This is a genomic window from Sanguibacter suarezii NBRC 16159 (assembly GCF_001552735.1).
In the GTDB taxonomy this organism is placed as follows: domain Bacteria; phylum Actinomycetota; class Actinomycetes; order Actinomycetales; family Cellulomonadaceae; genus Sanguibacter; species Sanguibacter suarezii.
On the sequence record NZ_BCRT01000023.1, the window covers coordinates 21234 to 30359 of the forward strand.

Annotated in this window: 8 protein-coding genes; all 8 read left to right on the plus strand. The window is 66.9% G+C overall.

Annotation, left to right across the window (positions count from 1 at the left end; genetic code table 11):
* Nucleotides 1–105 precede the first annotated feature (105 nt).
* Entirely contained in the window at nt 106–1953 is a 1848-nt protein-coding gene (locus tag SS2_RS16580) for a hypothetical protein (protein WP_157607401.1), read from the plus strand.
* Between the two features lie 257 nt (nt 1954–2210).
* Nucleotides 2211–2864 carry an AAA family ATPase gene (locus SS2_RS16585; RefSeq protein ID WP_083942379.1) on the plus strand — a complete coding sequence of 218 codons (654 nt, stop codon included), beginning with the start codon at nt 2211–2213 and terminating at the stop codon, nt 2862–2864.
* A gap of 1 nt (nt 2865) precedes the next feature.
* On the plus strand, nt 2866–3270 hold the full coding sequence (locus SS2_RS16590; RefSeq protein ID WP_066466163.1) for a hypothetical protein: 405 nt from the start codon (nt 2866–2868) through the stop codon (nt 3268–3270).
* Between the two features lie 525 nt (nt 3271–3795).
* Entirely contained in the window at nt 3796–4071 is a 276-nt protein-coding gene (locus SS2_RS16595; protein WP_217995626.1) for a hypothetical protein, read from the plus strand.
* Between the two features lie 235 nt (nt 4072–4306).
* Nucleotides 4307–4792: a hypothetical protein gene (locus SS2_RS16600; protein WP_066466164.1), complete on the plus strand. Its 486-nt coding sequence runs from the start codon at nt 4307–4309 to the stop codon at nt 4790–4792.
* Between the two features lie 289 nt (nt 4793–5081).
* On the plus strand, nt 5082–5807 hold the full coding sequence (locus tag SS2_RS16605; protein WP_157607402.1) for a hypothetical protein: 726 nt from the start codon (nt 5082–5084) through the stop codon (nt 5805–5807).
* 1435 nt (nt 5808–7242) lie between these two features.
* Nucleotides 7243–8334, plus strand: coding sequence for a DUF4192 family protein (locus SS2_RS16610; protein ID WP_066466167.1), 1092 nt, complete (start codon nt 7243–7245; stop codon nt 8332–8334).
* A gap of 144 nt (nt 8335–8478) precedes the next feature.
* Nucleotides 8479–9027, plus strand: a complete 549-nt coding sequence (locus tag SS2_RS16615) for a DUF6573 family protein (protein ID WP_245643670.1) — start codon at nt 8479–8481, stop codon at nt 9025–9027.
* Nucleotides 9028–9126: the final 99 nt, after the last annotated feature.

Below are 9126 nucleotides of genomic sequence, written 5' to 3' on the forward strand. Positions count from 1 at the left end.
ACGATCATACTCATGACTGGCGTTCCTGCCACCCCCATGCATGCCAATATCGGCGTGTCGCCTTGGGGGCTCACCGTTGCGATGAGCCCGCGGGCCACTGTGCGCGTGGCTGTGGCGGACGCGTACGGCCAGGTGCTCAACGCCTACACGTCGATTCGTCGCGTGAGCGCGGACCAGCCTGACCTGCCTGACCTGCCGTGGGCGGTCTATCTCGCGGACGGTGGACGCTTCCACCTGCTGGCTTTCGACCTCGACGCCAAGGGTGACGTCGAGCGTGCTGAGCGTGATGCGGGCACTGTCAGTGAGCTGCTCACCGCGGTGGGGATCGAGCACGTGGTGTGCGCCTCGGGTCCCAGTGGTGGTCGTCACGTGTGGGTGGCGTTGGCGGAGTCGGTCGAGGCGGCCACTGTCGCTTCGATGGCGCACCTGGCCAAGGCGCTGTGCCCGAGCCTGGACTTGTCCCCCTTGACTAACCCCGCGACGGGATGTGTGCGCCCTCCCGGTGCCCCCCACCGCGACGGCGGCGTCTCCACCGTCCTGACCGGACGCCTCGACGCCCTGACGACGCCGGCGACGACCACGGCTGACGTGCACGCGTTCATCGAGCGCCTGGCCCAGCTCGTCGGCGCCGAGCCCGCTGCGGTGCCTGCGACCCGCACCCCGCTGCCCCTGGACGATCAGGGCCACCTTTACCTCCCGGGAACTCGCCGTGCGTTGCCGGCTGCCAGTGCGGCCGCGCTCGAGGAGGACGCCGGCGCCGGTGACGCCTCGGCGATCTTGTGGCGCGTCCTGATCGGTGCCGCGTCCGCCCGGTGGCGCTACGGCGACGTCGCGGCGCTGGTCTCCACCGCACCCGGCCTGGAGCACGCCCGCACGACGCGCGCTGGCGCTGGTCGCCGCTCCCGCCCGGCTGTTGGTGAGGCTTCGGCTGCGGCGACGCTGCGCCGGCAGTGGAAGAAGGCCGTGTGGCATGTCGCGTCCTCGGCGCCCGCGATCGGCACCGACCCGACCTTTGACGCCCGCGCTGGCGCGATGGCCACTCACGTCCAGGAGATCCAGGACAGGGCTGATGCGGCCGCGGGGCGCTGGACGACGCGGGGTGGCCCGGCTGATCGCCGCGTGCTGGACGTGTTGTGCGTGCTGGCCCTGCAGGCGGTCACCGCCGAGCTGGAAGCCGACACCCGGCGCCTGGCGCTGCTGACCGGCATCGGCCGCGAGACCGCCCGCACAGCCCTGCTCCGCCTGGCTACTGACGGCTGGATCTCCCAGACGCGAGCCGCTGAAGGACCCCACGGAGCGCACTGGACGATTGACCCCCAATCGGTTATCCACACCGGTGATGGGACCGGTCGGTCACAAGGGCTCCCGCGCCCCCTGGGCGCGGGAGCCGGGCAGCGTTCCGTCCTGATTACCCAGCTCACCGTTCGCCTGTCCGCAGCCCAGCACGACGTCTTCACCTACGCCGGCTCTCTCGGTCATCACCTCGGTAATCTCTTCTCCCGCACCTCTGCCCTCCCTCAGACTCTCGAGGAGCTCGCACGTGCTGTGGGAGGAACACCTGCACAGACGCTGCGGGATCTCGACCGGTTGGCCCAGCACGGCCTGGTGCACGCCGGCGTCGACGGATGGACGCGCCCGAGCGTTGACCGACGTCGTGCGGCCGCGCTGGCGCTGGGTGTAGCAGGCCGGCTCGCTGAGCGCGTCGTGCGATACCGGCTCGAGCGCGAGCTGTGGGCTTGGTGGCAGGCGGAGCAGACGTGGATGAGCGCACCGCGGCGTACGGGCGCGAGCCGCCGTGCTGGCTACGGCCAGCTCTCCCTCCTGCCGGACGAGGGAACCAGCATCTATGGCGCCCACCCCCGCCGCCTGGACGGACGAGCAGACTACCGAGTCGCCCGCCGCGTCCTCACGGCGAAGGGCACTCCCCTGGTCCAGATTATCGCTGCTGCCTGACACGCGTAGATGATCGTCGCCGGCTTTCGGCTAGAGAGCGCCGAGATGGCGCAGTGTTGGGGTGACATCGATCGGCTCGTCTTGATCTCGGCTGCGAGCCATCAGGAGCTCGACCATCACGAAGTCTGTAACTTACAGACTTCCGGTCTTCGCTTGTCTATAGGTCTGTAAGTTTGGCTAGACGTAAGTCTGTAAGTCACGTACTATGGAACATACAGACTTACGGCCATACAGACTTACGACCCCTGGGAGACGCAATGCGAGTGGTATCGGTCATGAACCAGAAGGGTGGCGCGGGGAAGACCACGACAGCGATGAACGTGGCCGCTGCGGCTGCGGAAAGTTCTGACGTCTTACTCGTCGACGTCGATCCCCAAGGGTCGGCCGCTTGGTGGGCAGGACGGGCGGGGGATGACCTGCCCTTTGACTTTGCCCAGGAGATCAACATCGCCAACCTGGCCAAACTTCGCGCCCTTCCGTACGACCTGATCATCGTGGACACGCCGGGATCACTCGAGAAGACGGGTGTCCTCAAAGAAGTGGTGAAGCAGTCTGATTTCGTGATCTTGCCTAGCGAGCCCGAAGCGCTCTCGTTCCAGCCCCTCCTCCACACGGTTGAGACGGTCATTCGGCCATTGGGCGTGGACTTCCGCGTCCTCCTCAACAAGCTGGACCCCCGGGTCCCCGGTGACGAGATCGACGCGCAGAAGCTCATCGACGGCCTCGGCCTGCCGCGCTTTCGCACCGGCATCCACTCCTACAAGGTGCACACGACCGCGCCCCTCTCGGGATCGGTCGTGACTCAGTACCGACCCACCCGCGCTTCCTTCAAGGCCATCAATGACTACCGCAAGGTGACCGTCGAACTCTTCGCTATCTGGGCGAATACACCGCGAAACGTTGGAGTCTGACATGAACAGGAAAGTGAGTCTGACCGACCTCCTTGGACGCCAGGGAGCTGGCGACGATGCGGCGAAGTCGCCCGTGGAAGAGAACGCAGTCAGCGCTCCGAGAGACTGGCCGGCGATGGTCGCGCCCGTATCCGAGGAGTCGTCGCGCGAGACCCCGAAAGTCGCCCCGGGCAAGGCAGCGTCCCAGCGCTACGACGAGCTCGTGCGCAAGGAGACCCGTATTCGCCCAGACCAGTACGCCGCGCTCACCCGGACCCAGCGTGCCCTCAACAAGGCGCGGGGCTCCGAGGGGGAGCGGATCACGGAGAACACCCTTATCCGCGTCGCGATCGACATGTTCCTTGCCAGCGAAGGCGCCATCGCCGGCACCACCGAAGCCGAGATTCGTGAGTCTGTAGGTCTGTAGGTCTGTAGGTTTGTAGCTTCTGCGTCGCCCGGCTAATCGGATGATCAGAGTTCAGATGACCCTCGAGGTGCCGCCGCTCCTCGAGGGTCGGAGACCCTGGCGTGGCCGGTCAACCCTGCCGCTGGCGGTTACTGTGTCTCGCAGCGGAGGTTCGTGACACGAGAATTTGGTCCGATGAGCCGAATCTCGGGTTCCGCACAGGCAGGCCCATCGGTTAGCTGCATCGCCCGCCCACAGCAGAGGAAGGCAGTCATGACTCAACTAGGCACCGAAGCCCTTGAGATGCTGAGGGGGGCGGGGATCACCGCGATTGACTGGGCGCGCGCACATGGTGGCGGTGATCGCTGGCGTGGTGATGCGTGTGGGTGCCCTGATGATCGCTGCATCGGATATCACCATGGGGAGCAGGACCCGTGTGGGTGCCTTCCCGTGTTGGTGGAGTCTCATCTGGACGCCACCGGTTAGAGCGGTTCATGCTTGCCCAGGACCTGAACCCCCACCCACGATGGATGAGAAGAGAACCAGATGACGGGTATCACCGAAGCTGTTCGTGCTGGAGTCAAGGGCATCTATGCGGGGGAGGCCGGCGTCGAACTGCTGATTCGTCAGGGCAAAGCGATCCGTGACGGGGCCCCGTGGATCACCCGCAGCGACGACGGCACCGCAGCATTCGTCGACGTCGACAAGCTCCTCGACGCTGGCGGCGTGTGGTCTGGCGGGGGAGTATCGGGTCGTCCAGATCGCATGCTCCCTCCTGGGCGGCCCGCCCGTGGACCTTTCCGATGTCCTCAGTGGCATTGACCGGAGCATGGTCGTCCTGGTGCTGGCTGCTCTGGCGCATGCGAGTGGTTCCCACGAGCATGTGGAGGTTGAGTTTGCCGCCGACGGTAGCTCTTCGAAGCTGAACCGGCCCGGCACGATCTTCGCGTGGCCCGACATCAGTTGAACTCCAGGGCAGTCGTCATGGCGAGGCTTGCAGGTTTCAGCTGTACCTGACGGAGACGTCGACGATGGGCACGAACTGAGTATCTCGAGCGTGTTCGCCGACGGGATGATCTCTGTCGGCAGGCAAGGCAAGGACATCCTGGTTGGTCACACGGCCGATGGGCTCATGTTGCCATCAGAGCAGTGGGTGCTGCGGAGTCCGGGCGGCGCCGTGGGATGGGTTGTGAAGTGCGACTGCCCTGACCGTACGACCAGGATCCTTGCGCGCTGGACCCGTGTCGCCTCCCCGGAGGAGGAGGACCTGACCCGCGGTGCGCGGTATGCGGCTGATGAGGACGTGACCGACCTCGACGTGCGGGACGACGTCGAGCGCCAGGCTCTCGCACTCTGGGATGCCCACCGTCTGCCCGGATTGGCCGCCAAGGAGCTCCAGCGACCCGCCGAGGCCGCACGGCGCGCACGCGCAGCCCTCGACGAGGCCTTAGCGACCGCGAGGACGGCCGGCCTGTCGTGGGCCGACGTCGGCCGAGCTGTGGGCGCAACCCGCCAGTCCGCTCGCGAGCGATGGGGATCCTGAACTGCAGCGCCGGTCCACGACGGCGTCTTCACCGCCCGAGGCGACCTGGCCCATCGATCCGAGGAGGTCGTGGTGGGTAAGTTCGCGAAGGAACTTCCGGTATCGGAACTGAGCGAATTCAACCGTTGGACGCGGGCGCTCAAAATTGACGACATGCGTCCATGCTCGTATATTTGAATCATGAGACGGGTGGGGGATGACCTTGGATCCGGCCACGAACAGCGGAGAGTACTTGAGTCGGTCGGACCCTGCGGTCGACCGGTGGCTGCGTAGACAGAAGGGTCCCATGATGAGCTCCAGGAGTAACGCCGCGCTGCCCGAGGACTGGAGGGCGCCGATCCTTGACGTGCTCGAGCGTGCGCGAGCGGCTGCCGCACCCCCAGCGGACAATGACGCGTGGCCCAAGGCCGAGGCCGGCCAGGCCCGCGTGCGTACCGGCTATGAGGCCGGTCGGCGCACCGCCAGCGCCGGTCAGTACGCCGCGCATGCACTGCGCATCGACGCCATCGAGCACCCGGCCGAGCGTGCCGAGCCGTGGTCGCTCGCGCTCACGCGCGCCGCACCCGCGATTAGCTCGTGGGACTGGGACGCGCGCATGCACGGAGCCCTCGACCTACGTGCCACCTTTAAAGACCTGCCCGACCCCATGCCGGCGTCCGTGCGCCCCGTGCGCGCCGTTGCCGCCTGGCTGACCCACAACAGCGGTGAAGGTCTCGTGCCCGTCACGGCGCGACTGTGCGGGATCGTCCTGGCCGATCTCGAGCGCTACGAACGCGCGCTGCGCCCCGCCTGGTACGCCGTGCACGGCCTGCGACTGCTCGCCGAGCTCGAGACCCGACGCCCAGCGGCACCTGCTCGCGGTCGACCCGACAAGGACTCCACCGCGCACGCCGAGCTCCTTAAGGCCGCCGTCCGTGGGATCCACGACGCGCACCTGATGACCAAGGCAGATCTCGCCAAGGCCGCTGGCATCTCCCGCCCCACCCTCAATACCTGGCTTGACGAGAACGCCTAGACTCCCGCCGGGCTCGTTGCTGACGCTGTCTACGACGTTGCTCGGAGGCTAGTCGACGTCTGAACGCTCTCACTCGGCCAAACCGCACCTTTTTGAAGCCGCCCTTCGAAGTAACGGTCCACTCGGCCCCTTGCATTCGAAAGTTGAGACGTACGCCAGTGTTCCCAATCCACGCATACTCGTGCTCCACGAACTTTTGAGTGGTGCCCGGCGGGATTATCCTGGAGTAAATCGGATGCCCACCGGTGGATTCCATGGCTTCGCTTCCAGCAGTATCCAGAGGTGTCCCGATGGCGTCGAAAACGGTAGCGGATGACCCGTTCTTAATTTCAGTCACCTGGCGAACGAAGACGCACACACTTCTTCCGTCCTCCCTAGTCTGGACGACGCCCGACTGGCGTGGCAGGAGCTCGCCATCGTCGCCGAAGTGCTCCGGGCGACCGCTCTCGCCAATCCTCGTCTCGGCAATTGGATCGGATTTACCCACCTGCTCAAGCCAAGGATGAATTGTTACCAGAGCAGCGTTCTCCCGCCTTGCCCTAGCGGCATCGACTCTCCAGGCCAGTCCCGCCATGATGACGGCGGCGGAGGTGGCGAGCGCCGCAACGGCGGTCCAGCCGAATGCCCATGGATCGGGCGTCATAATGTGTCCCTTTTTCGCAGTCCGACGGCACAGAGGAGTGACATGAGCAGATAATGCCATGCCACGAGTCAAGGGTGTGGGACTTTGCGGGCCTCACTGGCTATCGAGCCCCTCGCCCACCTGTGGACGGCTCGAGCTCCACCGCTTCGCGGCTCCACCCACCCACAGGTGGACGACGGGACCCACGCGACCCGCCCGACCACAGGCGCCACGTCACCACCGCGGACACCGCACCGCCGGCGAGCGGCGCCCGTGGACGGCCTCCTAATCGACGGCGCCGGTCTCAGACCCGCGCCCTGCACCCATCCCGCGGGAGAACCCGCACGAGATCCGCCACAGCTCGTCGACGACGACGGCCTGACCGGACCACCCGTTCGATCCACCGGCGCTCCAACCACCGGTCGACGACGACCCACAGCCCACCGCGCCTCGCGCCAACGACGCCGCACGCGCCCACCATCGCCAGCCACTCCACCCCAAGCTCCACGTTTCGTTCTCCCTCCGTCACATCCCTCTGTCTCTCCTAAGCATGTTGGGCTCGATTTTCCGGCAGGTGCGCCCGCCGGCACATGAGGCGTACCTCGAGCCTGATCAAGGAAAGGCAGGCTCACGCGCTCCCAGGTGCACCCGTCCCTGGTCGTGCGTCTTCCGTGCGCGCATCGTCGAAAAGCAGCAGGGACGACGAGGTGCGACCGCGAAGCATTCCAGGCGCCTCGCTGAGGAACCCCGGAATCACGCCAAAGAGACCCACTCTAAAATTGACGTTAGCGAGGATATTGCGTAAACTAATGAGTGTTGGAGGGGCGAGAAACGGCCGCAAGCAGCGGCCACCTCATCCGGCGAGAACGGCAGGACATCATGAACGTTTCTCAGACTGTTATCAGGGCCACCGGAGCGGCTGACGTCATCGCCTTCGTGGCATCGGGCCTCGGATTCACGCCTACCGACTCGCTCGTCATTGCGAGCGTGCGAGAAGACCGGCGGCTGGGCCTGGTGGCCCGCATCGACCTCGATGACGTGGATGGCGCGTCCTTGACCACCATCGCCGGGCACCTCAAGGCCGACAGTGCGCACCGAGTCATCGTCTTGGCGTACAGCGACGACGCCGAGCGCGCCGACCGCCTCGCGATCCGCATGGGTGCGGTGGCGCAGGTGCGCGGCATGAAGCTCCTGTTCCGCGTGCGCGTGGCCAGCGACGGCTACCGCGTCGACGACGAGCGCGTGGCGCAGCCGCTCGAGGACGTGAGTGCCACCCAGGTCGCCGCCGAGAGCGTGCTGCTCGGACATGTCGTGAGCGAGAGCAGGGAGCAGATCCTGCCAGGTCAGGCGAAGCCCGAGGCTCGTCGAGCGACCGAGGTGGCGCGTGACGCGTGGCTGGCCCGTCACCTGGACGAGCGTCGCGCCGACGCGATGAGCGTGTGGGCGCGAGCGATGGGCGGAGAGGCTTCCCCGGAGGTCTTTGGTCGCCTTGCGGCCGTGCTGTCGGACTTCCTCGCGCGTGACGGTGTGTTGGTCGCGCTGATCCCGGGCACGCCCCTACCGGTCTCGGTTGCGCTGCTGACCGACCCGACGGCGCCCGGGGTCGACGCGGCCGTGGGAACGGCCATCGCGAAGATCGTCGACTCGGTCGCCGGTGTGCAGCCCGATGACGAGGTGATGATCGCCGCCGAGGTCCTTGCCCAGGTTATTTCGCACGTCGACGACTGCGCCGGCGCGTGGACCCTCTGGGCACTGATCGCTTGGTGGGGAGGGCGCGGCGCACAGGCTACCTCCGGTATCGGTCGTGCGCTCACGCTTGATCCCACCTACCGCCTGGCGGTGCTCGTGAACCGTGCCATCGAGGCGGGGATGCCCCCGGGCTGGGTCGCAGCGCGCCAGCGCTGATGACAAGGGTGGCCCGGCAGATGTCGGGCCACCCCCTTTTTTATTTGACGCTAAGCGCCGGATGACGTAAACTTATGAGTGTTGGAGGGGCGAGAAACGGCCGCAGGACGCGGCCACCTCATCCGGCAAGAACGGCAGGACACTATGAACGCCACCCAGACAACCATCGCGCACGACACGATCGATGCCGTGGTCGACGGCGACCGCCCCGACCGGAACGAGCTCCGGGCGCGCACGCGCTGCCGCGACCTCGTGGCGTGCGAGACGCGATCGCGCGTCCGAGGACGCGACATGGACAACGAGCTCGTGGACCTGTTCGGACCGATGATCGACACGTACACCCGCAACCAGGCGATCGCCGACGGTGTCCTCATCCCGCTGCTGGCGGCCGGCGACGCTGGCTTTACGTGGCCGGTAGCGATCACCGCGGCCGCCCACGCGGCAGCGATCGCCTGGAGCCCGGAGAACGGCGCCACCCAGGACGAGGAAGGGCGCACGTGGGACGTGCTCGTCATGGCCCGCCACTCTGTGTCCGCCCGTCGCGGATCAGTGCGCCGCTGCGCGTTCGGTGTGCTGTGCCTGCCCAACGCCCCGGGGGAGCGTGCCCCGCGCCTGACCCGCCTGGTCCTGGCGTCCGGCCCGGGCGATGATGGCTCGCCCGTCCTGACGATCATGCTCCCTCACGAGGACTGATCGCCGCTCGCCTGGTGCCCGACGCGGTCCGCCGGGCACCAGGCACCACTCGCACAACCGGACCGCAGGAGCCTCACCTAGCTGCGCCGGCTCGGGCCC